At 71.3% G+C, this 24688-nt stretch carries 25 protein-coding genes; 5 read left to right on the top strand and 20 right to left on the bottom strand.

The features are described from left to right. Positions 1-194: 194 nt before the first annotated feature. Together AB0M36_RS11805 and AB0M36_RS11800 are read right to left on the bottom strand one after the other, a co-directional pair. Positions 195-536: a hypothetical protein gene (locus AB0M36_RS11805; protein WP_364155587.1), complete on the bottom strand. Its 342-nt coding sequence runs from the start codon at positions 534-536 to the stop codon at positions 195-197. Between the two features lie 525 nt (positions 537-1061). Next, positions 1062-3845, bottom strand: a complete 2784-nt coding sequence (locus tag AB0M36_RS11800; protein ID WP_364155585.1) for a DEAD/DEAH box helicase — start codon at positions 3843-3845, stop codon at positions 1062-1064. A 98-nt stretch (positions 3846-3943) separates the two neighbouring features. Here AB0M36_RS11800 and AB0M36_RS11795 point away from each other — a divergent pair, with 98 nt between their 5' ends. Next, complete coding sequence (locus AB0M36_RS11795) at positions 3944-4681, top strand: HAD-IA family hydrolase (RefSeq protein WP_364155583.1); 738 nt, start codon at positions 3944-3946, stop codon at positions 4679-4681. Positions 4682-4685: 4 nt separating this feature from the next. Here the strand turns inward: AB0M36_RS11795 and AB0M36_RS11790 are convergent, their stop codons facing one another. The 7 genes from AB0M36_RS11790 to AB0M36_RS11760 form a co-directional block, all read right to left on the bottom strand. Continuing rightward, the gene (locus AB0M36_RS11790) at positions 4686-4880 is read right to left on the bottom strand and encodes a hypothetical protein (RefSeq protein ID WP_364155581.1); all 195 of its coding nucleotides are present in this window, start codon (positions 4878-4880) and stop codon (positions 4686-4688) included. 72 nt (positions 4881-4952) lie between these two features. Next, positions 4953-5855: a diacylglycerol kinase family protein gene (locus AB0M36_RS11785; protein ID WP_364155579.1), complete on the bottom strand. Its 903-nt coding sequence runs from the start codon at positions 5853-5855 to the stop codon at positions 4953-4955. A 27-nt stretch (positions 5856-5882) separates the two neighbouring features. After that, positions 5883-6833, bottom strand: coding sequence for a twin-arginine translocase subunit TatC (gene tatC / locus AB0M36_RS11780; RefSeq protein ID WP_364155577.1), 951 nt, complete (start codon positions 6831-6833; stop codon positions 5883-5885). A 6-nt stretch (positions 6834-6839) separates the two neighbouring features. Next, positions 6840-7181, bottom strand: coding sequence for a Sec-independent protein translocase subunit TatA (tatA, locus tag AB0M36_RS11775; protein WP_364155575.1), 342 nt, complete (start codon positions 7179-7181; stop codon positions 6840-6842). A gap of 167 nt (positions 7182-7348) precedes the next feature. Further along, positions 7349-7600 (bottom strand): hypothetical protein, encoded by a 252-nt coding sequence (locus AB0M36_RS11770; protein ID WP_364155573.1) that lies wholly within the window; start codon positions 7598-7600, stop codon positions 7349-7351. Between the two features lie 30 nt (positions 7601-7630). After that, on the bottom strand, positions 7631-8617 hold the full coding sequence (locus AB0M36_RS11765; protein WP_364155572.1) for a YafY family protein: 987 nt from the start codon (positions 8615-8617) through the stop codon (positions 7631-7633). Then, positions 8614-9609 (bottom strand): WYL domain-containing protein, encoded by a 996-nt coding sequence (locus AB0M36_RS11760; protein ID WP_364155570.1) that lies wholly within the window; start codon positions 9607-9609, stop codon positions 8614-8616. Before AB0M36_RS11760 ends, AB0M36_RS11765 begins: the two co-directional genes overlap by 4 nt. 89 nt (positions 9610-9698) lie before the next feature. Between AB0M36_RS11760 and AB0M36_RS11755 the strand changes: the two genes are divergently transcribed. Further along, positions 9699-10781, top strand: coding sequence for a DUF3866 family protein (locus AB0M36_RS11755; RefSeq protein ID WP_364155568.1), 1083 nt, complete (start codon positions 9699-9701; stop codon positions 10779-10781). Here AB0M36_RS11755 and AB0M36_RS11750 read toward each other — a convergent pair. The 8 genes from AB0M36_RS11750 to arc form a co-directional block, all read right to left on the bottom strand. Next, a complete protein-coding gene (locus AB0M36_RS11750; RefSeq protein WP_364155567.1) occupies positions 10778-11428 on the bottom strand; it encodes a class I SAM-dependent methyltransferase in 651 nt (216 codons plus the stop codon). The two genes, AB0M36_RS11755 and AB0M36_RS11750, sit on opposite strands and share 4 nt — an antisense overlap. A gap of 34 nt (positions 11429-11462) precedes the next feature. Beyond that, positions 11463-11684 (bottom strand): hypothetical protein, encoded by a 222-nt coding sequence (locus AB0M36_RS11745; RefSeq protein WP_364156639.1) that lies wholly within the window; start codon positions 11682-11684, stop codon positions 11463-11465. A gap of 26 nt (positions 11685-11710) precedes the next feature. Further along, on the bottom strand, positions 11711-13069 hold the full coding sequence (gene pafA, locus AB0M36_RS11740; protein ID WP_364155565.1) for a Pup--protein ligase: 1359 nt from the start codon (positions 13067-13069) through the stop codon (positions 11711-11713). Between the two features lie 329 nt (positions 13070-13398). After that, positions 13399-14232 carry a proteasome subunit alpha gene (gene prcA, locus AB0M36_RS11735; RefSeq protein ID WP_364155564.1) on the bottom strand — a complete coding sequence of 278 codons (834 nt, stop codon included), beginning with the start codon at positions 14230-14232 and terminating at the stop codon, positions 13399-13401. Between the two features lie 60 nt (positions 14233-14292). Beyond that, entirely contained in the window at positions 14293-15132 is an 840-nt protein-coding gene (prcB, locus tag AB0M36_RS11730; RefSeq protein WP_364155563.1) for a proteasome subunit beta, read from the bottom strand. Between the two features lie 168 nt (positions 15133-15300). Then, a complete protein-coding gene (locus AB0M36_RS11725) occupies positions 15301-15516 on the bottom strand; it encodes a ubiquitin-like protein Pup (RefSeq protein WP_023364349.1) in 216 nt (71 codons plus the stop codon). Positions 15517-15621: 105 nt separating this feature from the next. After that, positions 15622-17139, bottom strand: coding sequence for a depupylase/deamidase Dop (dop, locus tag AB0M36_RS11720; RefSeq protein ID WP_364155561.1), 1518 nt, complete (start codon positions 17137-17139; stop codon positions 15622-15624). Between the two features lie 251 nt (positions 17140-17390). Then, on the bottom strand, positions 17391-19172 hold the full coding sequence (arc, locus tag AB0M36_RS11715; RefSeq protein WP_364155560.1) for a proteasome ATPase: 1782 nt from the start codon (positions 19170-19172) through the stop codon (positions 17391-17393). Positions 19173-19346: 174 nt separating this feature from the next. Between arc and AB0M36_RS11710 the strand changes: the two genes are divergently transcribed. After that, entirely contained in the window at positions 19347-19640 is a 294-nt protein-coding gene (locus tag AB0M36_RS11710) for a ferredoxin (RefSeq protein ID WP_364155558.1), read from the top strand. A gap of 60 nt (positions 19641-19700) precedes the next feature. Here the strand turns inward: AB0M36_RS11710 and AB0M36_RS11705 are convergent, their stop codons facing one another. The 3 genes from AB0M36_RS11705 to AB0M36_RS11695 all read right to left on the bottom strand — a co-directional run bounded on the left by AB0M36_RS11705 (position 19701) and on the right by AB0M36_RS11695 (position 22470). Beyond that, positions 19701-20291 (bottom strand): hypothetical protein, encoded by a 591-nt coding sequence (locus AB0M36_RS11705; protein ID WP_170148562.1) that lies wholly within the window; start codon positions 20289-20291, stop codon positions 19701-19703. A gap of 70 nt (positions 20292-20361) precedes the next feature. Further along, the gene (locus AB0M36_RS11700; protein WP_364155557.1) at positions 20362-21300 is read right to left on the bottom strand and encodes a tRNA (adenine-N1)-methyltransferase; all 939 of its coding nucleotides are present in this window, start codon (positions 21298-21300) and stop codon (positions 20362-20364) included. Between the two features lie 15 nt (positions 21301-21315). Next, the gene (locus AB0M36_RS11695) at positions 21316-22470 is read right to left on the bottom strand and encodes a site-2 protease family protein (RefSeq protein ID WP_364155555.1); all 1155 of its coding nucleotides are present in this window, start codon (positions 22468-22470) and stop codon (positions 21316-21318) included. A 77-nt stretch (positions 22471-22547) separates the two neighbouring features. Between AB0M36_RS11695 and AB0M36_RS11690 the strand changes: the two genes are divergently transcribed. After that, positions 22548-23690 carry a PD-(D/E)XK nuclease family protein gene (locus tag AB0M36_RS11690; RefSeq protein WP_364155553.1) on the top strand — a complete coding sequence of 381 codons (1143 nt, stop codon included), beginning with the start codon at positions 22548-22550 and terminating at the stop codon, positions 23688-23690. A gap of 159 nt (positions 23691-23849) precedes the next feature. Beyond that, on the top strand, positions 23850-24563 hold the full coding sequence (locus AB0M36_RS11685; RefSeq protein WP_364155551.1) for a response regulator transcription factor: 714 nt from the start codon (positions 23850-23852) through the stop codon (positions 24561-24563). The last annotated feature ends 125 nt before the right edge of the window (positions 24564-24688 follow it).

The raw sequence follows: 24688 nt of genomic DNA, 5'->3' as shown, positions 1-24688 counted from the left end.
GCCCAGGGGCGCCAGCCCGGCGTCAGCCCACGCCACACCCCCGCGTCAGCCCACGCCGCACCTGAGCTACCAGCACACGCCGCACGCCAGGCGTCAGCCCACGCCGCACCCGAGCTGCCAGCCCACGCCACACCCCCGCGTCAGCGCCGAGGGGACCGTGGTGGCCAGCACGGCGCCGCGCCACACCCGATCTGTCAGCCCGCCTCGTGCTCGATGCGGTACTGCTCGGCCACGACGTCGAACTGTTCGCCCTCGCCTGGGGCGGCTGTTACCGTCTGCCGGCCGCCGACCCGCTTCCGCACCTCCGCTGTGATCGTGGCGGCGGTGTCGGCGGTGGTCCACACGAGCATCAGCAGGTCCTGCGGCCCCACGTCGTCGCCGGTGATGGTGAAGGTCCACGGCACCGGGCACGGCCCATCATGGTTCTCGACGGGACAGAGCATCCGGGCCAGCCGCTCCTGGAGGTCCACAGCAGTGTCGACGTCGGCGCAACCGGCGATGCGGATCTCATACCCGCGCGGCATCTCGTTCGTCACCGTGGCGACGCTAACCACCGGGGAGCAACGCCGCATCCGGTAATGCCCGTGCGGGTGGCGGGTGCGAGACTCACTGCCGGCACGATAGCCCCCACGCCACGGCCCTGCCAGCACGCGGAGCCCCGCCGCAGGACCCTGCCGAAATGAGGACGTCCGCGGCACGGCCTTGCCGGCACGGCGTGACTCGGCTCAGGAACCGGCACGGCGTGACTCGGCTCAGGAAACTGCCGGTGCTCGACCGCCTCGCGGCCGAACACCCACGCGGCCGGTGACACCAACGCGGTCGCGCACCGCGTGAGTCGCGCACCGCGTGAGTCGCGCACCGCGTGAGTCGCGCACCGCGTGAGTCGCGCACCGCGTGAGTCGCGCACCGCGTGAGTCGCGCACCGCGTAAGCCGCGCACCGCGTAAGCCGCGCACCGCGTAAGCCGCGTGTCGAGTGGACCGCGCGGGTCAGGCCGGTGGCCCGGCTGCGGTCCGACCACGTCGAGTCTGCGGTCCGACCAGGTCGAGCGAGGGCACGCCGTCACAACGCTGTCTGGTAGGCGAGCACCCCCCGGTTGATCGCTGACATCGCCTTGCGGGCCGTTTCGCGGACGGTGGGGGACGCGGCTGAGGCGTCCTTGAGCTGGGCGAGCAGGTCGAGGACCTGGCGGGCCCAGCGTACGAAGTCGCCCGCCGGCATGTCGGAGTCGTAGTTGTGGCCGCTGGCGAGGACCCGGGCCAGCGGTTCGCCTCGGGCCCAGCGGTACATCGGCCAGACGAAGCCCGCGTCCGGTTCGCGGGTCAGGGCGAGGCTGTGTTCCGCCTCCTGCGACTCGATCTCCGCCCAGAGCTTCTGGCAGGCGTCGACCGCGGCCGTCGTGGCGCCCTTGGGCACTGAGGCGCGTTCGTCGCCCTCGCGGCGGGATTCGTAGAGCACCATGGACACGGCTGCGGCTAGTTCCTCGGGTTCCAGGCCTTCCCAGACGCCTTGGCGGAGGCATTCGGCCACCAGCAGGTCGGCCTCCGTCCAGATGCGGCCGAGCATCCGGCCCGCGTCGGTGACCTCGCCGTCCGGCGAGAGGTAGCCGCGCTCGGTGAGCACCGCGCAGACCTGGTCGAATGTGCGCGCCAGGGAGCCGGTGCGCCCGGCCACCTTGTCGCGCAGGGCGTCGGTGTCGCGTTGGAGCCGGTGGCGGCGTTCGGCCCAGCGGGCGTGGTCCTCGCGCTCCGGGCAGGCGTGGCACGGGTGCTGGCGCATCTGCACCTTGAGCAGGGCGACCTCGGGATCCTCGCCGGGAATACCACGGTTGCGGCCCCGGCGCCCGCCGGCCGCTCCCGCGTGCCGGTCGAGGCCGGTGGCGCTCACCAGGGCGGCGAGGTCGCGTCGGGCCGCGGGTGAGCGTGGGTTGAAGTGCTTCGGCACGCGGATGCGGTCGAGCACCTCGACGGCGCCGGGGAAGTCGGCGGGGCTGACCCGGCCGGCCCAGCGGTCCTGGGTCAGCACCAGGGGGCGCGGCTCTCCGAACCCACCTGTCGGCGGCTCCAGCACCACCGCGAGGCCCGCGCGGCGGCCCTGCGGCACCCGGATCACGTCGCCCACGCGCAGCTTCTCCAGCGACGACACCGCCGCGGCGCGGCGCTGGGAGGCACCCTGGCGGGCCACGGCGCGTTCGCGGTCGGCGATCGCCACGCGGATGGCGAAGTACTCGTCGAAGTCGCCGTGGTGGCAGGTGGAGTCGTCGCCGTACGTCTGCATGGTGTCGAGGTTGCGCTGCACCTGCCGGGCGAGGCCCACCACCGAGCGGTCCGCCTGGAACTGCGCGAACGAGGACTCCAGCAGGTCGCGGGACTTCTCCGCGCCGACCGAGCCGACCAGGTTGACCGCCATGTTGTAGGACGGCCGGAAGCTGGACCGCAGCGGGTAGGTCCGCGTGGAGGCGAGCCCGGCGACGTGCCGCGGGTCGACCTCGGGGCTCCACAGCACCACCGCGTGGCCCTCGACGTCGATGCCGCGGCGCCCGGCGCGGCCGGTGAGCTGCGTGTATTCCCCCGGGGTGAGGTCGACGTGCGCCTCGCCGTTGAACTTCACCAGGCGCTCGAGCACGACGCAGCGGGCCGGCATGTTGATGCCCAGCGCCAGGGTCTCGGTGGCGAAGACGGCCTTGACCAGGCCGCGCACGAAGCACTCCTCGACGGCCTCCTTGAAGGCGGGCAGCATGCCCGCGTGGTGGGCGGCGACGCCCCGCTCGAGCCCCTCGAGCCACTCCCAGTAGCCCAGCACCGACAGGTCCTCGGCCGGGATGCCCGCCACCTTGGCCTGCGCGATGTCGCGGATCGCGGCCCGTTCCTCCGGGTCGGTCAGGCGCAGCCCGCCGGCCAGGCACTGCTGCACGGCGGCGTCGCAGCCGGCCCGGCTGAAGATGAACAGGATCGCGGGCAGCAGGTTGGCCCGGTCGAGCCGGTCGACGACCTCGGCCCGCGGCGGCGGTTGCCAGCGGCGCGGGCGCCCACCGCGGCCCTGCCAGCCCGGCCCGGCCGTCCGCTCGGTGAGCTCCAGCCGGCGCAGCATCTCCCGGGTGTAGCGCAGCAGCTCGGGGTGCACGTCGTGCTTGCGGGCCGCGTCGGCGTCGTGGAACAGGTCGAACATCCGCTTGCCGACGAGCATGTGCTGCCACAGCGGCACCGGCCGGTGCTCGCTGACCACCACCTCGGTCTCACCGCGGACGGTGACGAGCCAGTCGGCGAACTCCTCGTAGTTGCTCACCGTGGCCGAGAGCGAAACCAGGGTCACGGAGGCGGGCAGGTGGATGATCACCTCTTCCCAGACCGCGCCGCGGAAGCGGTCGGCGAGGTAGTGCACCTCGTCCATCACCACGTAGGCCAGGCCCTTCAGGCTCGCCGAGCCCGAATAGAGCATGTTGCGCAGCACCTCGGTGGTCATCACCACCACCGGCGCGTCGCCGTTGATCGCGTTGTCGCCGGTCAGCAGCCCCACATGCGCCGCGCCGTAACGCTCGACGAGGTCGTGATACTTCTGGTTGGAGAGCGCCTTGATCGGGGTCGTGTAGAAGCACTTACGCCGCGTGCCGGAGCCGTCGGCGCGCAACGCGAGGTGCACGGCGAACTCGCCGACGACCGTCTTGCCGGCGCCGGTGGGCGCGCAGACCAGCACGCCGCTGCCGCGCTCCAGGCCCTCGCACGCCCGCCGTTGGAAATCGTCCAGGTCGAAGCCGACGTCCAGCATGAAGTCGTCCAGCGCCGGGAACTCGGCCACACGGGCCGCCCGCCTTCTCGACTGCGCATAGCGTTCGGCGGGGGTAGTCATGACCACAAGGCTAATGCGTGGGTGTGACACAGCGAGGGTCATGGCTCGCCGGGCGGTTGCCGGCGGGCCGGTCGGGCCGCCTCGGTAAGGTGCACGGCGTGCCGGATGCCGCCGAATCGACCGCCTTCCCGTCGCGCCGTCAGGTCGACGCCGTGCTCTTCGACTTCCACGGCACGCTCGCCCAGGTCGAGGAGCCGGTCGCCTGGGTGGTCGCCGCGGCGGCCGCCTGCGGCACGGCGCTGGACCGGGGCCGGGCCACCATCCTGGCCGACCGGCTGGTCACCGCCGGGCGCGCCGGCGGTCCGCTCCCGCACCGGGTGCCCATCCACCTCGCCGAGCACTGGGCCGACCGCGACCTGTACGAGCACAGTCACCGCGCCGCGTACACAGGCCTCGCGGAGACGGTGAGCTGCGACGTGGAGGGCCTCGCCGACGCGCTCTACGACCGGCTGCTGGGGCCGGACGGCTGGCTGCCCTACGCGGACACCCTGCCGACGCTGCGCTCGTTGCACGAGGCCGGGGTGAAGGTGGGGGTGGTGAGCAACATCGGCTTCGACATCCGCCCGCATCTGGCCGCCTGGGGCATGACGGACCTGGTGGACGCGTTCGCGCTGTCGTTCGAGGTGGGCCGCACCAAGCCCGACCCGGCGATCTTCCTGCGGGCGTGCGGCATGCTGGGCGTGGATCCCGAGCGCACGTTGATGGTGGGCGACAGCCCGGCGGACGCGGGGGCGGTGCAGGCCGGCTGCGCGGCGCTGGTGCTGCCGGCGGCCGAGCCGGGCCGCAGCAACGGCCTGGGTGCGACGCTCGCCCTTGCCGGCTGCGAGGTCTCCTGAGAGCTCAGAGGTACGTGTCTACCAGCGTGCCCTGAGTGGAAGTGGCGCTGCGGATCGGCTGCTGCTCGTCGAGAGCGGCCACGTGGTCGGCGATCGTCGCGCCGTCGCCCGACTCCTGCGCCTTCTTCGCCGAGCCGGCGTCGGCGGACGCCAGGTACGGGTTGGAGACCGTGCTGGAGCTGAGCGAACCGACCGACATACTGCCTCCTGAGGAAGATCTGCGGCTTCACCTCTCTCGTTCGGCCCGACCCTGAGGTCGCTGACCGCCAAGTCAGCGCAGCAACCGCACGGCACCCGGAACGCAGCCGATCATCAGCGGCAACGCGGCGACCCGCTCGCCGTCGGCGTACCCAATGATCCCGGGGGTGTCGATCCGCACCTCGCGGGCCCGGTAGCTGGTGATCAACGGATCCTCGACGTGGGTGCCGCGCCGCACGCGGGGTTGGAGCCGCGCGAGCGCGACCCGCCCGAGGGGCGCGGCGACGACCACGTCCAGCAGCCCGTCGGTGGGGTCGGCGGCCGGGCAGATCCGCAGGCCCCCGCCGTAGCTGGGGCAGTTGCCGACCGCGACCAGGACGCCCGCGAAGCTGTGGTCGACGCCGTCGAGCTCGAGCGTGTAGCGGCGCGGGCGCAGCCGGGCGGCCTCGAGCATGATCGCCAGGTCGTAGCGGCGCGGCCCGCGGGGCCACCGCATCCGGTTGGCGCGCTCGTTGACGATCGCGTCGAAGCCGGCGGCGAGCACGGCGCCGAACCACCGCACGTCGTCCCGCCCGGTGCCGATGCGGGCAAGATCCACCGCATGGTGCCGTCCGTCACGATGCGCCGCGGCGATCTCCTCGGCGGCGAGCAGCGGATCGGTCGGTGAGCCGGTGCCGGCCGCGAAGTCGTTGCCGGTGCCGACGGGGACCACGCCGAAGCCGACGCCGGTGCCCGCCACGGCCTGCAGCGCGCGATGCACCGTGCCGTCTCCGCCGACCGCGACGAGAGAGCCGATCCCCTCGTCGACGGCGCGATGACAGGCCTTCTCGGCGTCCTCGGCGCTGCCCGCCTCCAGCAGCCGCACGGACCGGCCGCCGGCACCGAGCCGGTCGAGCACCGCCGACAGCAGACCGCGGTGCCGGCCGCGTCCCGCTGAGGGATTGGCCAACACCGCGATGTCGTCGTGGGCGCTCACAGCCGCGAAATGTACTCGGCCGCGGGCTCAGGTCATATCGTCGAAGCGGCTCTCCAACGGCAACGGTTTCGACACGGGCGCCGGCGCCTCGACCGGTTCGGGGCCGTCGACGCGGTCCGACACCGACACCGGCGTGCGCTCCTCCTCCAGCGGGGAGACCTGGTCGTCGTCCAGGCCGGCGTACATCTCCTTGCCCCGGCCCTTGCGTTTGTCGTTGAGCGCGGCCACCCCGACGGCGATGAAGTAGAGCAGGGTCATGCAGGCCGCGAGCAGGGACATGCCGAACGGCCCGGGGTCCGGCGTGGCGATCGCCGCGAACAGGAACGACAGGAAGATCACGATCCGCCACCAGCCCAGCAGGCGCTTGGCGGTCACCAGGCCGGTGAAGTTGAGCATCAGCAGGACCAGTGGGAATTCGAACGCCGCCCCGAAGATCAGCAGCATGTTCATCACGAAGCCGACGTAGGAGGTGACCTCGAGCTTGGTCGCCTCGCCGAGGATGCCGGACTCCATGATGAACGCCAGGCTGTGCCCGATCACGGTGTACGCCAGGGTGACGCCGCCGATGAACAGGGGCGCCGAGATGGCGACGAAGATGTACGCCCACTTGCGCTCGTGCCGGTGCAGGCCGGGGGCGATGAAGGCCCACAGCTGGTAGAGCCAGACCGGCGCGCCGACGATCAGACCGACCCACAGGGCGATCTTGAGCCGCAGGATCAGCTGGTCCGCGACGCCCAGGGTGATGAACTCACAGCCGCCGGACAGATTCTTCGAGCTCGGCAGCACACAGTAGGGCGCCTTCAGGACGTCGAAGACCGGCTGCGAGATGAAGAAGCCGACGATCAGGCCGGCCACGATGGCGAGCGAGGCCCAGAAGAGGCGGTTGCGCAGCTCCCGGACATGCTCGATCAGGGTCATCGAGCCGTCGGCGGCCTGCTCGAACTTGCTCGGCCCCCGGCGACGCAGGGAGAAAGCCACGGTGCGTCAGCGGTCGTTCGTGCGCTGCACCGGGTCGACGTACGGCTGCGCCGGCGGCGGCTGCTGCTGGTAACCCGGCTGCTGCTGATAACCGGGCTGCTGCTGGTAGCCCTGGGGCGGCTGCTGTCCCGGGTGGTGGATCTCGTTCGGGTGCAGCGGCTCGCGGGAATACTGCGGCTCGGCCTTCTCCGCGACGTTGTCGTCGTCCACCAGGCCCTTGGTCTCGGCCTTGATGATCCGCAGCGACCGGCCCAGCGACCGGGCGGCGTCCGGGAGGCGCTTCGCGCCGAACAACAGCACGAGCACGACAACGACAACGATGAGGTGCCATGGCTTGATGGCGTTCATTCAAGACTCCGGTCGGATCAGGGTGGTTCGTCGATGGTGCGGGGTCCATCGTACGTGGGCACACTATGAGTGGCCCGTGCCGGATCCGCTTGTTTGTCTGCCGAGCCGAGAAATTTTCGGACAACGGGGCGGGAACCCCGCGTGCCACCTGCGGCTTCGCCGCGCGGTCAGGAGGCGCCGCGCCCGGCCTTGATGACCGCGACATGGTCCTGAGCCGCCTCGGCGCGCTGCTGGAGGCCGGCGACGGACTCCTGCAACACGGCCACCCGCTGCTGCAACGCGGCCGCCTGCTCCTGCCGGCGCAGCAGCCGGCGCAGCGCCCGGTCGAGACCGGACAGCCGTCCCACCACGGGCGTGACCGCCGCGACCAGGACGATCAGGGCAACGACGACCACCGCGAGCGCGATCCACAAGACCATGGCGGACAGCATATCGGCCGGACAGGCCCGCTAAGCGCTCGTGGGGCCGGGGGCGGCGTACTGGTCGAGCGCCGTCGTGGCCTGCGCCCTGATCTGGTGCACCAGCGCCGCCGGCCCGACCACGGTCACGTCCGGTCCGACGCCGAGCAGGAAGCGCTGTGCCCAGCCGAGATCGGTCACGCGCATCGTCACGACCCACTCGTCGCCGTCGCGGCGGACCTCCTCGCACGGGTAGTACTCGGTGATCCAGCGGCTGCCGCGGCCCACCCGCAGCGTCACCAGCGGCAGGCCGGGGCCCGGGTGAAAGACGCCGTCACGCAGGTCGTGGGGCACCGCCGTCGCCGGCGGCGCGGCCGGTTCGTCCAGCTCGGTGAAGGCATCGATGCGGTCCAGGCGGAACAGGCGGGTGCCCTCGGCACGCCGGCACCACGCCTCCAGGTAGGCGCGGTTGCCGACCATCAGCACCCGCATGGGGTCGACGACGCGGTCGGTCGTCTCGTCGCGGGCGGCGGTGTAGTAGGTGATGCGCATGGCCCGGCGGCGCTCGACGATGTCGCGGACGGCGTCGAGCCGCTCGGTGCCGGCCGGCAGCCGCACCGCCACGGGCGCGTCGCCCAGGTCCCCGGCCGCGCTCTCGATCTTGGCCAGCGCCCGCTCGATGGCGTCCCGCGAGCCGATGCCGGGCGTCTCGGCGAGCATCCGCAACGCCACCACCAGCGCGAGGGCCTCGTCCGGGTTGAGACGCAGCGGCCGGTCGATGCCCGCGTCGTAGGTGATGGTCACCCGGTCGCCGTCGAGGGCCATGTCGATGAGGTCGCCGGGTCCGTAGCCGGGCAGGCCGCAGACCCACAGCAGCTCCAGATCCTCGCGCAGCTGACGCTCGGTGATCCGGAAGTCGGCGGCGGCCTCCGCCACGGCGATCCCCGGGCGGGCCAGCAGGTAGGGCACGAGGTTGAGCAGCCGCCCGAGCCGGTCGGCCGAGTTGCGGCTCGCCGCGCCGCGCTGCTGCGGGGTCACGACGGCACCTCGGCGCCGGCCGGCTCGTGCCGGGCCACGACCTCCTTGAGCTGCTGAATGACGGCCTCCCGCAGCTCGGGTGGCCCGTCGGCGCGCACGTCGGCGCCGTACCCGACCAGCCGCGAGGCGAGCCACTCGACGTCGGCGTACGGAATCGTCAGCCGGTCGCCCCCGGGACCCGGCACCGTCTCCACCGCCAGCCGGCGCAGCCCGGCGGCCCGACCGGGCCGGACCACGACGGTGGCGCGGCCGGTGTGCTCCACCGGGCCGGACCAGCGGGCGACGTGACTGATCAGATCGACATCCTCCGGCGGGGTGTACGCACCCTCGGGGCCGACGCCGCGCACCTGGCCGACGATGCGCGACAGCCGGAAGCAGCGGGTGGCGTCGCGGTCACGGTCATGGCCGACCACATACCACCGGCCCTGCCAGCAGACCACGCCCCACGGCTGCAGCCGGCGGGTGGACGGCTCGTCGACCTCGGGTACGCGATAGGAGAAGGTCACCGCCCGGCGGGCCCGCGCCGCCCCGGTGAGCGGGCCGAACGCCGGGTCGACGGTCACCACCGGCTCCACGCCGAGCGTGGCCTGGGGGTCGACCTCGACGCCGGCCGCACGCAGCTTGGCCAGCCCGGACGACGCCGCGGCGGCGAGCCCGGCGTGCTGCCACAGCCGCGCGGCGATGCCCACGGCGGCGGCCTCGTCCGGTTCGAGCGGGATGTCGGGCAACGCGTACTCGCGGTGGGCGATGCGGTAACCGTGCTCGGTGTCGAAGGCGCTCGCCAGGCCCGTCTCCAGCGGGACGCCCAGCTCGCGAAGCTCGGCCTTGTCCCGTTCGAACTTGCGCTGGAACGCCTCGTGGTCGCGCGGGTCCTCGGGGTCGTGCTCGTAACCGGGCACGGTCGCGGCGATCTGCGCGGCGGTCAGGAACCGTCGCGTGGACAGCAGACAGATCACCAGGTTCACCAGGCGTTCGGTACGGGTCCGCGACACGACCGAAACGCTAGCAGCCCGACGACGCGACGGCGGCACGCGTCGACCTGCCGGGGCACACCACCCCCGCCGGAGATAGGGTCGCCGCCATGGTGCGCTGGCGGTCGGGACTCGTTTCTTCGGTACGGCGCGAGTGGCGCGGAGCCGTCGAGCTGGAGGTCGACACCGACGACGGCCCGCTCAAGGCGCTCGCCTACCCCGAGCTGACCGGCGCGCCCCGCCCCGGCGACCGCGTCCTGCTCAACGTGGGCGCGTTGGTGATGGGCCTCGGCACCGGCGGGTACGCCCTGGTGGTGGCGCTGCCCGACCGGCTGCCCCCGGATCCGGTGACCGACGGCACCACCCGCGACGCCGGCCACCTGGTCAAGGCCCGCTACACGCCCCTGCAGCCCATCCTGCTCGGGGTGGACGAGGACGCGTCGCCGCACCGCGAGGCGATGGCGGCGGACGGCGTCGACGGCATGCCGGTCGTCACCGCCGACCTGCATTCGGCGCTGCCCGCGATCCTCGCCGGCATCCACGCCGACCGCCCCGACGCCCGGGTGGCGTACGTGATGACCGACGGCGGCGCGCTCCCGGCCTGGTTCTCCCGCACTCTCGCCGGCCTACGCGACCACCTGGCGGGCACGGTCACCACGGGTCAGGCCTTCGGCGGCGACCTGGAGGCAAGCACGGTACACACCGGCCTGCTCGCCGCCCGGCACGTGCTGCACGCGGACGTCACGATCGTCGCTCAGGGGCCGGGCAACCTGGGCACGGGCTCGCCGTGGGGCTTCTCCGGCGTGGCCCTCGGCGAGGCGGTCAACGCGGTGGTGGCGCTCGGCGGTCGCCCCGTCGGCTCGCTGCGCGTCTCGGACGCCGACCGCCGGCCCCGGCACCGTGGGGTCTCGCACCACAGCCTCACCGCGTACGGGAAAGTGGCGCTGGTCCCCGCCGACCTGCCGGTGCCCGCCGATCTGGGCGTCGACCTGGCCAGGGAGGTGGCCGAGGCGCTGGCGCCGCTGGCCACCCTGCACCGGATCGTCGAGGTCGCGACCGACGGCCTCGACGCGGCCCTGCAGGCCAGCCCGGTCACGCTGTCGACGATGGGCCGCGGCCTGACCGAGGACCACGCCTACTTCGTGGCGGCGGCCGCCGCCGGCCGGCACGCCGCCGCCCTCCTCGGCGTCTAACGCCGGCGGATCAGCGTCACGCCGTCGCGGACCGGCAGCATCACCGACTCGACCCGCTCGTCGGCCACCACCCGGTCGTTGACTTCCCGGATCGCGACGACGGATTCGGACTGCGGGCCATGGGCCACCACCCGTCCCGCCTGCAGCACATTGTCGAGCACGATCAGGCCGCCGGGACGCAGCCGCGGCACGAGCTCCTCGTAGTAGCCGAGGTAGCCGGTCTTGTCGGCGTCGATGAAGGCGAAGTCGACCACCGGGTCCGTGGGCAGCGCGCGCAGGGTCTCGATCGCAGGGGCGATCCGCAGGTCGATGCGGTCCGCCACTCCGGCACGCTTCCAGTAGCCGCGGGCCAGCGCGGTGAATTCCTCGGAGACGTCGCACGCGGTCAGGCGGCCGCCGTCGGCCAGTCCCCGGGCGATGCAGACGGACGAGTAGCCGGTGAAGACACCGACCTCGACGGCGGTGCGCGCCCCGGTCAGCCGGACCAGCATCGTGAGCAGCTCGCCCTCGTCGTGGGAGATCTGCATGACGACGTCGTCCGGGAACCTCGCCCGGGTCTCGGCGGCCAAATCGCGCAGAATGTCGTCGGCGGGCGTGCAATGGGCCAACAGGTAGTCGCTGATCGCGGGATCGATGATGTCGGGCATGCCGACAGCATCGCGGAAAATCCGGCGGCTGTCGTCAGTCGAAGATGATCAAGTAGAGCCAGCCGAGCAGGAGCAGGCCGAGGATCGTGGCCAGCACCCAGGTGGGAACCTTGTGGCCGCCCTCGCGGTTGCGCTGGATCTGGCTGCGGATGCGCTCGCGGCGGCGTTCGACGCGCGACCACATGACGTCCTCGACCGTCCGCTCGGGCTTGTCCCCGGGCGGCCGCTGGTCGGGCTCGTGCGACGGCTGTGTCATAGCCCGACCAGCCTAGCGGTCGCCGGTCACATGCTGGCGATCAGGCGCTCCACCCGCTCGTCGTACGCCCGGAACGGGTCCTTGCAGAGCACGGTGCGCTGCGCCTGGTCGTTGAGCTTCAGGTGCACCCAGTCGACGGTGAAGTCGCGGCGCTTCTCCTGGGCGTGCCGGATGAACTCGCCGCGCAGCCGCGCCCGGGTGGTCTGCGGCGGCGTCTCCTTGGCCTCGAAGATCTCCAGGTCGTTGGAGATGCGGTCCACCTGCTTGCGCTTCTCCATCAACGCGTACAGGCCTCGGCCGCGCCGCACGTCGTGGTAGGCGAGGTCGAGCTGCGCGATCCGCGGGTGCGACATCGGGATCTCGTGCTTGGCCTGGTAGCGCTCGATCAGCTTCAGCTTGGACACCCAGTCGATCTCGCGCGAGACCGGGTCGAGGTCGCCGCTCTCGATCGCCGACAGCACCCGCCCCCACAGCTCGACGACGCGCTTGGCGGTCTGGTCGCCGCCCCGGCGCTCGACGAACTCGGTCGCCTTGGCGAGGTATTCCTGCTGGATCTCGAGGGCGCTGACCTCCTTGTTGTTCGCCAGCCGGATCTTGCGCCGCCCGCTGACGTCGTGGCTGACCTCCCGGATGGCCCGGATCGGGTTCTCCAGGGTGAGGTCGCGCATGACCACGCCGGCCTCGATCATCCGCAGCACGATGTCGGCGCTGCCGACCTTGAGCAGCGTGGTGACCTCGTTCATGTTGGAGTCGCCGACGATCACATGCAGGCGGCGGTAGCGCTCCGCGTCGGCGTGCGGCTCGTCCCGGGTGTTGATGATGGGCCGGCTGCGCGTGGTGGCGCTGGAGACGCCCTCCCAGATGTGCTCGGCCCGCTGCGACAGGCAGAACACCGCGCCGCGCGGCGTCTGCAGAACCTTGCCGGCGCCGCAGATCAGCTGCCGGGTGACGAGGAACGGGATGAGGACGTCGGCGAGGCGGCCGAACTCGCCGTGCCGCGACACCAGATAGTTCTCGTGGCAGCCGTACGAGTTGCCGGCGGAATCGGTGTTGTTCTTGAAGAGATAGATCTCTCCGGCGATTCCCTCGTCGTGCAGCCTCTTCTCGGCGTCGACCAGCAGCCCCTCGAGGATGCGCTCACCGGCGCGGTCGTGGGCCACCAGATCGGTGACGGAGTCGCACTCGGGGGTCGCGTATTCCGGATGGGAACCGACGTCGAGATAGAGGCGGGCACCGTTGCGAAGGAAGACGTTACTGCTGCGTCCCCAGGACACCACTCGGCGGAACAGGTAGCGGGCCACCTCGTCGGGCGACAGCCGCCGCTGTCCCCGGTAGGTGCACGTGACTCCGTACTCGGTTTCGAGGCCGAAAATTCGCCGTTCCATGACGAAACACTAGCCGTACAACGGCTTCCCGGGGCAGGGACATCTCCGCCTTTCACCGGCGTTCCGCGCGGCGCGCCCGAACTCAGGGCCGGGACCTGCGGATACACGGCACACCCGGGGAAACTTCCGGTCATCGCGGCGCCGGCTTCATCGGCTCGGCGTGCGCGCACGCCGTTCTGACCGACACAGCCGGGTCTGAAAGGCGCGCACGTCACGGTTCCCGCGACCGTCCGGCTCGGTGTCACGGGTAGGGAACGCGACCGTCCAGGTCGGTGTTGCGCGGGGGACGCGACCGTCCAGGTCGGTCCCCCGCGCCACCGCACGTGGGATCAGGACTTGTCGTCGCCGGGCTCCTCGGCGTTGCCCTCGAGGTCTACCGAGGCGGCCGAGATCGTCGGCTTGTCGTCGGCGCGGGCCGGCGGGGCGGAGTCGCCCGCCTCGCCCACCTCGGGCTCCGGCTGGTCCTTGCCACCGCTCAGCAGGGTTTCCAGCGGCGCGCCGGCGATCCGGCGGAAGGCGCGGCCCTTGCGGCTGCGGTCCAGGACGGCGACCTCGAGCTGGGAGGCGCCCAGCTCGCGCGGGGCGCCGTTCTCGCCGCCGACGCTGCCGAGTCCCTTGACCGCCAGCGCCAACGCCGTCGGGAGGTCGGCCGTCACGTCGTGGCGTTCCTTGAGGACGGTGGAGATGGCCTCGGCCGAGCCGCCCATCGCCATGAAGCCGGGCTCGTCCATGACCGAGCCGTCGTAGGTGATGCGGTACAGCTCGTCGGCCTCCGGCGAGGCGCCGACCTGCGCCACGCAGATCTCCACCTCGTAGGGCTTCTGCGTCTCGGAGAAGATCGCGCCGAGCGTCTGGGTGTAGGCGTTCGCCAGCGCGCGGCCGGTCACGTCGCGCCGGTCGTAGGCCAGGCCGTTGAGATCGGCCATCCGCACGCCCGCGCGACGCAGGCTCTCGAACTCGTTGTAGCGGCCGACGGCCGCGAACCCGATCTTGTCGTACAGCTCGCTGATCTTGCGCAGCGAGGTGAGGTTCTCGGCGACCAGCAGGATGCCGCCCTCGTACGTGAGCACGACGGCGGAACGACCGCGGGCGATGCCCTTACGGGCGTACTCCGAGCGGTCCCGCTGGACCTGCTCGGGTGAGGCGTAGAACTGCATGGCCACGGGTGGTTACTCCTTCGATGACCTTCGCTGGTGGTTACGTCGAGAGGATGCGGCGTGGGCTCAGCCGCCCGGGTTCTCCATCCGTCCGGCGACCACTGCCTCGGCCACCGCGCTGATCTCGGCCTCGGTGAGCCGGTGGGTGCTGTCCGCGGTCGCGGTCATCACCACCGGGTAGATCTTGCGGGTGAGGTCCGGCCCACCGGTCGCCGTGTCGTCGTCGGCGGCGTCGTAGAGCGCCTCGACCGCGAGCCGGATCGCCTCCGGGGTGCTGATGCCCGGGCGGTACTTCTTCTTCAGGGCCGACTTGGCGAACAGCGAACCGGAGCCGATCGCGTCGTAGCCGGTCTCCTCGTAGAGCCCGCCGGCGACGTCGAAGCTGAAGATGCGGCCGACCCGGGCCGGGTCGGCCGGGGACAGGTCGAAGCCGGCGAACAGCGGCACCACGGCGAGGCCCTGCATGGCGGCGCCCAGGTTTCCGCGCACCATGGCGGCCAGCCGGTTGGCCTTACCGTCGAGGGACAGCATGGCGCCCTCGATCTTCTCGTAGTGCTCGAGCTCCACCTGGAACAGGCGCATGAGCTCGATGCCGATCCCCGCGGTGCCCGCGATGCCGATCAGCGAGTACGCGTCGGCGGGATGCACCTTCTCGATGTCCCGGCTGGCGATGAGGTTGCCCATGGTCGCGCGGCGGTCACCGGCCATCACGACGCCCTCGGTGGTGGCGATGGCGACGATGGTGGTGCCGTGCGGCGCGATGTCGGCCGACAGACCCGGCGGCAACGGCCGGCGCCCGGGCAGCAGCTCCGGGGCGGCCTGGCTCAGGAACTGCGTGAAGGATGACGTCCCCGCGTTGGTGAACACATCGGGAAGACGCCCGGATGGATCGAAGCCCGCTGCCACGTGGTTCCTCTCGAAACGTGATCGCGGCGGCGAGGGGTTCCGGGCCGTCCCGCAACCATGTGCCGCCGTCGCAGTTGAAGCACAATATCGCGCACGTGGGGTCGACGCGATGATCACGATCAACGTGTCGACCCGACGACGCGAATGTCTGATTAGCCGGCTAGGGCCTTATTCTCCGCCTTTTTGCACATACCCGCGCACGAACTCCTCGGCGTTCTCCTCGAGGACGGAGTCGATCTCGTCGAGCAGATCGTCGACATCCTCGGTGATCTCGGCGTGGCGCTCGGCAACCTCCGGGTTGGCCTCGGTGGTGACGTCTTCGATCTCCTCGTCGCGCTTGCCCTTGCCGGACTGCGACTGACCGCCGGTGTCTCGCGTTGCCATCCGTGTCCCCCTTCAAGACCCAACCGTTCGGGTTGGGAAAAACCTACCTTGCGGGTACGACGAAAACGCCTGCCCGTCCGCGTGTTTCTCGAGCAGCGAAGCGGGTCACCGACTGGTGATCACCTCGAGCAGGTCCTTGGCCGTGTCGCACTTGTCGAACAGCGCGCCCACGTGCTTCTTCGTGCCGCGTTCGGGCTCCATCATCGGAACCCGGACCAGCGACTCGCGGCCGACGTCGAAGATGACCGAGTCCCAGCTCGCGGCGACCACTTCGGACGCGTAGCGGGCCAGGCACTGGCCGCGGAAGTACGCCCGGGTGTCCTCGGGCGGCTCCACCATCGCGCGGGCGGTGTCCTCGGCGTCGAGGAGCGTCTTCATCGAGCCCCGGGCCACCAGCCGGTGGTAGAGGCCCTTCTCCGGGCGAACGTCGGAATACTGCAGATCGACCAGTTGGAGCTTCGGCGAGGACCACGGCAGGCTCTCGCGCTCGCGGTAGCCCTCGAGCAGCCGCAGCTTGGCGACCCAGTCGAGCTGGTCGGAACAGGTCATCGGATCCCGGCCGAGCTTGTCGAGCACGTCCTCCCAGCGCCGCAGCACGTCGGCGGTCTGCTCGTCGACGTCGGCGCCGTACCGCTCCTCCACGAAGGCCTTGGCGCGCTCGTAGTACGCCCACTGCAGGTCCAGCGCGGTGAGGCGGCGGCCGTCCCGCAACCGCATGAGGTGCTTGAGCGAGGGGTCGTGGCTGACCGCCTTGAGCTCGGAGACCGGATCGGCCACGCCGAGCTCGCCGGTGAAGACCTTCTCCTCGATCATGTTGAGGATCAGCGCGGTGGTGCCCATCTTCAGGTACGTGGCGATCTCGGAGAGGTTCGCGTCGCCGATGATGACGTGCAGGCGGCGGTATTTGTCGGCGTCGGAGTGCGGTTCGTCGCGGGTGTTGATGATCGGCCGCTTGAGGGTGGTCTCGAGGCCGACCTCGACCTCGAAGAAGTCCGCGCGCGAGGAGATCTGGAAGCCCGAGCCGGACCCGTCCTGGCCGATCCCCACGCGGCCGGCGCCACAGAAGATCTGCCGGGTCACGAAGAACGGCGTCAGGTGGGCGACGATGTCGGCGAACGGGGTCTGCCGGCGCATGAGGTAGTTCTCGTGCGAGCCGTACGAAGCACCCTTGTTGTCGGTGTTGTTCTTGTAGAGCTGGATGCGGTGGGTGCCGGGAATCGTGGCGGCGCGGCGGGCGGCCTCGGCCATGACGCGCTCGCCGGCCTTGTCCCAGCGCACGATGTCCAGGGGGTTGGTGCACTCGGGGGTGCTGTACTCGGGGTGGGCATGGTCGACGTAGAGCCGGGCGCCGTTGGTGAGTATCACGTTGGCGAGCCCGAGGTCCTCGTCGGCCAGCGCGTCCGCCGGGTCGTACGCCGCGCCGGAGTAGGTGAAGCCGCGGGCGTCGCGCAGCGGCGACTCCTCCTCGTAGTCCCACCGGGCCCGGCCGCCACGGTTGAGCTCGGGCCGGGCGCCATAGGCGTTGACGACCTGGGAAGAGGTGACCATCGGGTTGGCGCCGGGCTGTCCGGGCACGGAAATGCCGTACTCGACCTCGGTGCCCATAATCCGCCGAACGCTCATGCGACCACTCCGCCCGCCACTGTGCTGCCGTTGCCCATGTATCGAGCCTAGACGCTTCCGTATCGGTTCTCGCCTCGGGCCGTACGCGTCACGCCACTCTCAGTGGCGATCTTTCGTCACAATCGGGGGTTAACGGGCCGCCGAACAGGCGGGGCGCCGCTGGCCAAAACCACGGAGAGCGACGATAACGGGTGAAATGAGATGAGAAGACGCGGGCGGAGGAAACCTCCGCCCGCGTCCGCACGCGTCTGTTACAGGTATTGACCGGTGTTGCTGGCCGTCTCGATGGAACGGCCGGCCTCGGCGCCCTTGCCGCCGGAGACGAGCGTACGGATGTAGACGATCCGCTCGCCCTTCTTGCCGGAGATCCGGGCCCAGTCGTCGGGGTTGGTGGTGTTGGGCAGATCCTCGTTCTCGCGGAACTCGTCGACGCAGCTGTCGAGCAGGTGCTGCAGGCGCAGCCCCTTCTTGCCGGAGGTGAGGAACTCCTTGATCGCCATCTTCTTGCCGCGGTCGACGATGTTCTGGATCATCGCGCCGGAGTTGAAGTCCTTGAAGTACAGGACCTCCTTGTCACCGTTGGCGTAGGTGACCTCCAGGAAGCGGTTCTCCTCGGACTCCGTGTACATCCGGAGCACGACCGCCTCGATCATGGCCGCGACCGTCACGTCGGCGTCGCCGCCGTGCTCGGCCAGGTCCTCCGCGCTGAGCGGCAGGCCCGCGAGGATGTACTTCGCGAAGATGTCCTTGGCCGCCTCGGCGTCGGGACGCTCGATCTTGATCTTCACGTCCAGTCGACCGGGCCGCAGGATCGCCGGATCGATCATGTCTTCCCGGTTGGAGGCGCCGATGACGATGACGTTCTCCAGGCCCTCGACGCCGTCGATCTCGCTGAGCAACTGCGGGACGATGGTGTTCTCGACGTCGGAGGAGACGCCGGAGCCCCGGGTCCGGAAGATCGAGTCCATCTCGTCGAAGAACACGATGACCGGGGTGCCCTCGCCGGCCTTCTCCCGCGCCCGCTGGAAGACCAGGCGGATGTGCCGCTCGGTCTCGCCCACGTACTTGTTGAGCAGCTCGGGACCCTTGATGTTGAGGAAGTAGCTGGTGTGCTTCTCCTCGCCGCGCCGCTCGGCGATCTTCTTCGCCAGCGAGTTGGCGACCGCCTTGGCGATCAGGGTCTTACCGCAGCCGGGCGGGCCGTAGAGCAGGATGCCCTTCGGCGGGCGCAGCTGGTGCTCCCGGAAGAGGTCGGCGTGCAGGAACGGCAGCTCCACCGCGTCGCGGATCTGCTCGATCTGCGAGTGCAGACCGCCGATGTCGGTGTAGTCGACGTCGGGCACTTCCTCGAGAACGAGCTCCTCGACCTCGCTCTTGGGGATGCGCTCGTACGCGTACGCCGAGCGCGGCTCGATCATCAGCGAGTCGCCGGCACGCAGCTTCGGGATCTCGAGCGAGTCGGCCAGATGGACGATCCGCTCCTCGTCGGCGTGCGACACCACCAGGGCGCGGTCGCCGCGCTCGCCGTCGGGACCGGCCAGGACCTCCTTGAGCAGGACGACCTCGCCGACGCGTTCGTAGCCGAACGCGTCCACGACGTTGAGCGCGTCGTTGAGCAGGACCTCCTGTCCCCGCTTGAGCTCCTCGACCTCGAGGCTCGGGGACACGGCGACGCGCAGCTTGCGCCCGCCGGTGAAGACGTCGACGGTGCCGTCCTCGTGGGCGGCCAGGAAAACGCCGTAGCCGCTGGGCGGCTGGGCGAGCCTGTCAATCTCTTCCTTGAGAGTGACGATCTGAGCCCGGGCTTCCTTGAGGGTCGCCACGAGCCGGTCGTTGTTCTCGGTCAGCCGGGCCAGCTGCGCCTGCGTCGCCGCAAGCCGTTCCTCAAGCTGCCGGACGTGTCGGGGGCTTTCGGTCAACTTGCGCCGTACCAGAGCGAGTTCCTCCTGCAGGAACGCAACCTGGCTGGAGAGATCGTTGGCCTCTTTCTCCCAACGTGCGGCGCGTGAATCCGCCTCGTCGCTACGTGCCACGTCCCACCTCCCCGGGGGCTCGAACGTCTTGAGACAACACTAACCGCTGCGGCGCGGATTTCGACCCATGCAACACCCTCGTCACTGAACCTTGATCGATTGGGTCAGGTGGGCACGCCAGGCGGTCAGACCTGTCGGGTACGGTCGGTGCGGGCGAAACATGGGAGGTGCTCGGTGTCCGCACAGACCGGAACTGACGAACTCGAGGTCTGGGTGGATCAGGACCTGTGCACCGGCGACGGGCTGTGTGTGCAGTACGCCCCGGAGGTCTTCGAGTTCGACGTCGACGGCCTCGCGTACGTCAAGGACAGCGGCGGTGAGCTGCTGCAGGATCCCGGCGCGCGCACGGGGATCCCGGCCCGGCTGCGCCTCGAGGTGATCGACTCGGCCAAGGAGTGCCCGGGCGACTGCATCCACGTCGTGCGTTCCTCCGACGGCGTCGAAGTCGCGGGTCCGGACGCGGACTGATCCGACGAATACGGGCCTCGTTCGAGGCCCGTATTCCCGCGTGTCACCCGGCGGAAAATGTCACAGTGTCGGACGGCCGACCAAAGATGCGACAATCCGGGAAAACTCCTCCAAGCGGGCGATTTGCCCCGGCCCGCCGTCGTCGAGGGTCTTGCCGAAGCGCAACGCGTCGTGCCGCAGGGCCGCCCGGCCCTCCTCCTCGGCCATCCCCGGCGGCGGCACCGCGTCGTCCACCGAGCTGAGCAGCAGATAGACGTCGATGCTGTCGACCCGCGCCTGACCGCTCGAGGTCCGGGTGAGGCGCCGCCGGCAGCCCACCTCGGTCACTGTCGACAACGGCACCACCCGCAGCGACGAGGTCATCGAGCCGACCGGGCCGTCACCGGGCGCCACATCCTCACCGTGCCACAACACCAGCCGGCTGCCGTCACAGATCACGACCTCCTGCCAGACGCCGTTGACCTCGTTGACGAAGCGCTCCAGCGTGAAGCAGAGCACCGACGCCCCGCGCAGCACCCCGAAGAGGGCGTCCAGCGCGACCTCCGGATCGCGCAGATAGGCGCGGGCGGCCGAGTCCAGATCCTCATATGGCGACCAGTCCGGGAAAACCGCCGGCATCTCGTTACTGCCACCGAACGGCGGAGAACTCATCGCGCCCACCCGTTCCCTCCCCATGCCCCATCGAACCCGCGACGGAAACTACCGGATGCGCGGCCGGGCGTCACACCCCGGGATCGTCCGTCGTCTCAGCCTGCTGGGCGTGCAGGGCCTCCCGAGCGGCCTTGCGCGCCGCGTACGCCTCGGCGCCCTTGCTCGGCTTGCGCCGCCGCGGCGGTGCCGTGACACCCGGCGCCAGGCGACGGGCCGACACGAGAAACGCGGTGTGCGCGATCATGCGGTGGTCCGGGCGCACCGCCAGGCCCTCCGCGTGCCAGTCGCGGACCAGCGACTCCCACGCCCGTGGCTCGGTCCAGCCGCCCCGCTCGCGCAGCGCCTCGACGAGCTCGGAGAGCTGCGGCGTCGTGGCCACGTACCCGATGAAGACGCCGCCGGGGATCAGCGAGCGCTCGACCATGTCGAGGGCCTCCCACGGGGTCAGCATGTCCAGGACGATGCGGTCGAAACCCGTCTCGGTGTTGCCCGCGACGTCGCCATGGTGCAGGTGCCAGGCCGGATGCGGGCCACCGAAGAACGACTCGACGTTCTTGCGGGCGATCCCGGCGAAGTCCTCCCGCAGCTCGTACGAATGCAGCTCGCCGCCCTCACCCACCGCCCGCAGCAGCGAGCAGGTCAGCGCGCCCGACCCGACGCCCGCCTCCAGCACCTTGGCGCCGGGGAAGACGTCACCCATCGCGACGATCTGCGCGGCGTCCTTCGGATAGATGACCTGCGCGCCGCGCGGCATCGAGAGCACGTAGTCCGCCAGCAGCGGGCGCAGCGCCAGGTATTGCGTGCCGCCGCTGGACGTCACGACGCTGCCGTCCGGCAGCCCGATCAGGGCGTCGTGCTCCAGCGCGCCCCGGTGCGTGTGGAACGCCTTGCCGTGCTCCAGGACGATGGTGTGCATGCGGTTCTTGGGATCGGTGAGCTGCACACGGTCGCCCGGGCGGAACGGTCCGCGATGGGTGGACACGGGCACGGCTTCTTCCTGAACGGTCACGGATCCCTCTCTCGGTTACCTCACGGCGGCGCGGCGGGCCGAGCGGCGCGGCTCCAGCACGTCGGCCAGGTCCGCGACGTGCAACACGCCGACGACATCCTCGCCTGAGGTCACCACGTACTGCGCACCCGGGTGGGCCTGCACCGCCCGGACCACCTGCTCGCCGGTGAGCTCGACCCGCATGGCCGGCACCCGCGAGAGGTCCCGGGAGACGGTGTCGACGGTGACCCAGGGCCGCCGGTCGACCGGCACCGCGGCGACGGCGGCGCCGTCGACCAGGGCGACGAGCCGGCCGCTGGAATCGGCCACGGCCAGGCCCGCGCGCCGTGGCTCCGCCAGGCCGGCACGGCGCTGCGCCTCGGCGATCGAGGTTCCCGACGGTACGGCGACCAGCGGGCGGGCGAGCGCCGCCAGATCGACCAGGGGGAATCGCCGCGTCATCCGGGCCAGCCGGATCGACTGGCCGGCGCCCTGCCAGAGCGTGAACGCGACGAGCAGGATGAAGAGCAGCCCGAAGAGGGTGAGCACCTGCAACCGGTAGAGCGTGAAGACGGCCAGAGCGGTGACCAGGGCGATGCCCCGCCCGGCCCAGGCGGCCAGCTCGGTGGCCCGGTCACGGTCGCGGATCAGCGCCCACAGCGCCGCCCGCAGCGCCCGGCCGCCGTCGAGCGGCAGGCCCGGAAGCACGTTGAAGATCGCCACGATGACATTGCTCGCGGCGAGCTGGAACGCGATCTCGCCGGCGAGGGTACGGTCGGGAAGCGCCACGGCGGCGGCGGTGGCCACCCCGCCCAGCACCAGGGAGACCGCCGGCCCGGCCAGCGACACCAGCGCGTCGACCCGCGGCGTCGGGGCGTCGCGGTCCATCTCGGTGTAGCCGCCGAGCAGCTCCAGGGTGATGCCGCGCACACCGATCCCGTAGCGCCGTGCCGTGACGGCGTGGCCGAGCTCGTGCAGGAGCACGGAACCGAGCAGACACCCCACGAAACCCAGGCCAACCGCGTACGCGAGCAGGGCGGGCAGGCCCAGCTGGCGTTCGGCGTACCCGCCGTACACGACGGTGACCAGCAGTGCGAGCAGCAGCACCGAGGCGTTCAGAAAGATCGGGATGCCGAGCACCCGCCCGACCGTCCACCCGCCGCCCCGGGTCCGGCGCTTCGTGTCGTCCACGGCGTCGATGCTACGGAGTGAGCCTGAAGAACCCCACCTCGCCGGTTTCGTCGTACCCCTCCCCTAGCCTTACCCCCATGACGGCAGAACTGGTCCTGTCCCCCTCGCCGCCCGGCTCTCCCTCGCAGCCTGGCCGGGAGCGGCCCACCGGGCCGTCGCTGTCGCCGTCGCGGGCGGCCGACTTCAAGACCTGCCCGTTGCTGTTCCGTTTCCGCACCATCGACCGGCTGCCGGAGCGACCCACCGCCGACCAGCTGCGGGGCACGCTGGTGCACGCCGTGCTCGAGCGCCTCTTCGACCTGCCGGCGCCCGAGCGCACCCCGCGGGCCGCGGCGGCGCTGGTGGCCCCCCAGTGGGAGCGCCTGGTGGCGGAGGAGCCGGAGTTGTCGGCGCTGTTCGGCGAGAACGACGACGCCGTCGTCGTCGCGGAGGTCCCGGCCGATCTGCCCAGCCCGGCGGCCCCCGCCGACGCACTGCCCGGCATGCCCGAGCCGGATGAGGCCACCCGGTTGGCGGACTTCCTGGCCAGCGCGGGCGACCTGCTCGACGGCTACTTCGCGGTCGAGGACCCCCAGCGCCTCGAGCCCGCCGAGCGCGAGAGCCTGGTCTCGACGCTCGTCGACGACGAGTTGCTGATCCGCGGCTACATCGACCGCCTCGACATCTCCCCCAGCGGCGACCTGCGCGTCGTGGACTACAAGACCGGCGGCGCCCCCCGCGAGGCGTTCGAAGGGCGGGCGCTGTTCCAGCTCAAGTTCTACGCCCTCGTGCTGTGGCGCACGCGCGGCGTCGTCCCCCGCGTGCTGCGCCTGCTCTACCTCAAGGACGCCGAGATCTGCGACTACGCCCCGGACGCGGAGGAGCTCGAACGCTTCGAACGCACCCTGGTGGCGCTGTCGCAGGCCATCGAACGGGCCAAGCGCGACAGGGATTTCCGGCCCAAGCCGAGCCGCCTCTGCGGGTGGTGCGGGCACCAGAGCTTCTGCCCGGAGTTCGGCGGCACCCCGCCGCCCTATCCCGAGCCCCCGGCGGACCGGCCGTCCGACGACGCGGCGGCGACACCTCACCCGGACGTCCCGCCGGCCACGCACGCGGCGGGCCCACTGCCCGCCTACGCTGCCCCACTGCCCGCACAGGCCGCCGCGCCACCACCCGCACAGGCGGCCCCAGCACCCTTCAGCCTCGGCGAGGCTCCCATGCCGGCACCGCGCCGGCCCTGACAAAGCCGTCCCGCCCCGGATGTGCCACGCGAGACAGGTCAGCGCGGCCACCTTCGACCGCGCCGGCGCTGAGGCGGGCGCCCGTGGGGGCGGGGTCATCAATGGGGGGATGCCGATCGCCTAGGGTGAGCGCCGGAGTCGGGTGAGGGAGGCTGGCGGGTGTCGGCGGGTGACGGGGTGGGTGCGGGCGCCGGCCCGGCTGCCGGGCGTACCGTCCGGGTGCTGCTCGCCGATGATCAGCCGATGCTGCGGTCCGGGTTGAAGGCGGCGCTGGCCGGCTCCGGTGGGCTCGCGGTCGTCGGCGAGGCCGGTGACGGGGTCGAGGCCGTCGACCTGTCCCGCCGGTTGCTTCCCGACGTGGTCGTCATGGACCTGCGGCTGCCCCGGCTCGACGGGCTGAGCGTCATCCGTCGCATCGTCGAGGCCGGGCTCGCCGTGCGGGTGTTGGTCCTGACCACCGACGACACCGACGAGCGGGTCCTCGGCGCCGTCGCCGCCGGCGCCTCCGGTTATCTGTGCAAGGACGTGCCGGCCGGGGAACTGGTGGCCGCCATCCGTACGGTGGCCGCCGGGGGCGCGGTTGTCGCCCCGCGCATCCTCGACCGGCTGCTGACCCGGATGGCCGAGATCCTCCCCGCCGCCGAGACCACCGCCGCGGCTTCCGTGCTGGACACCCTCACCGACCGCGAACGGGAGGTGCTCGTCCACGTCGCCAAGGGTCACTCGAACGCGGAGATCGCCCGGGCGTTGCTGGTGAGCGAGACGACGGTCAAGACGCACGTCGGCCACATGCTCACCAAACTGCGGCTGCGCGACCGCGTGCAGGCCGTCGTGCTGGCATACGAAACGGGGCTGGTCCGCCCGGGCGGCTAGGGCTTCGGTCCCGAGCGCGCGGCGGCGGGTCAGGGGTAACCCTGAGCCTGCCTAGGTGGCGACCCGCAGCGAAATCTCCGCGTCGCTCTACGCCGGGAGGCGGACGCCCTGGCCCCGGCGCGCCC

The organism is Actinoplanes sp. NPDC051346 (assembly GCF_040682215.1).
GTDB lineage: Bacteria > Actinomycetota > Actinomycetes > Mycobacteriales > Micromonosporaceae > Actinoplanes.
The sequence above is the reverse complement of the archived record's forward strand: the minus strand, read 5'-3'. Positions and strand labels throughout refer to the sequence as shown.

What these genes read in the sequence shown, in the direction of transcription:
- AB0M36_RS11800 (WP_364155585.1), bottom strand. Translation starts at nt 3,845, where the DNA reads ATGACTACCCCCGCCGAACGCTATGCGCAGTCGAGAAGGCGGGCGGCC.
- AB0M36_RS11745 (WP_364156639.1), bottom strand. Translation starts at nt 11,684, where the DNA reads ATGACACAGCCGTCGCACGAGCCCGACCAGCGGCCGCCCGGGGACAAG.
- AB0M36_RS11690 (WP_364155553.1), top strand. Translation starts at nt 22,548, where the DNA reads ATGACGGCAGAACTGGTCCTGTCCCCCTCGCCGCCCGGCTCTCCCTCG.
- pafA (WP_364155565.1), bottom strand. Translation starts at nt 13,069, where the DNA reads ATGGAACGGCGAATTTTCGGCCTCGAAACCGAGTACGGAGTCACGTGC.
- AB0M36_RS11755 (WP_364155568.1), top strand. Translation starts at nt 9,699, where the DNA reads ATGGTGCGCTGGCGGTCGGGACTCGTTTCTTCGGTACGGCGCGAGTGG.
- AB0M36_RS11770 (WP_364155573.1), bottom strand. Translation starts at nt 7,600, where the DNA reads ATGGTCTTGTGGATCGCGCTCGCGGTGGTCGTCGTTGCCCTGATCGTC.
- AB0M36_RS11705 (WP_170148562.1), bottom strand. Translation starts at nt 20,291, where the DNA reads ATGAGTTCTCCGCCGTTCGGTGGCAGTAACGAGATGCCGGCGGTTTTC.
- AB0M36_RS11725 (WP_023364349.1), bottom strand. Translation starts at nt 15,516, where the DNA reads ATGGCAACGCGAGACACCGGCGGTCAGTCGCAGTCCGGCAAGGGCAAG.
- tatA (WP_364155575.1), bottom strand. Translation starts at nt 7,181, where the DNA reads ATGAACGCCATCAAGCCATGGCACCTCATCGTTGTCGTTGTCGTGCTC.
- AB0M36_RS11790 (WP_364155581.1), bottom strand. Translation starts at nt 4,880, where the DNA reads ATGTCGGTCGGTTCGCTCAGCTCCAGCACGGTCTCCAACCCGTACCTG.
- dop (WP_364155561.1), bottom strand. Translation starts at nt 17,139, where the DNA reads ATGAGCGTTCGGCGGATTATGGGCACCGAGGTCGAGTACGGCATTTCC.
- AB0M36_RS11750 (WP_364155567.1), bottom strand. Translation starts at nt 11,428, where the DNA reads ATGCCCGACATCATCGATCCCGCGATCAGCGACTACCTGTTGGCCCAT.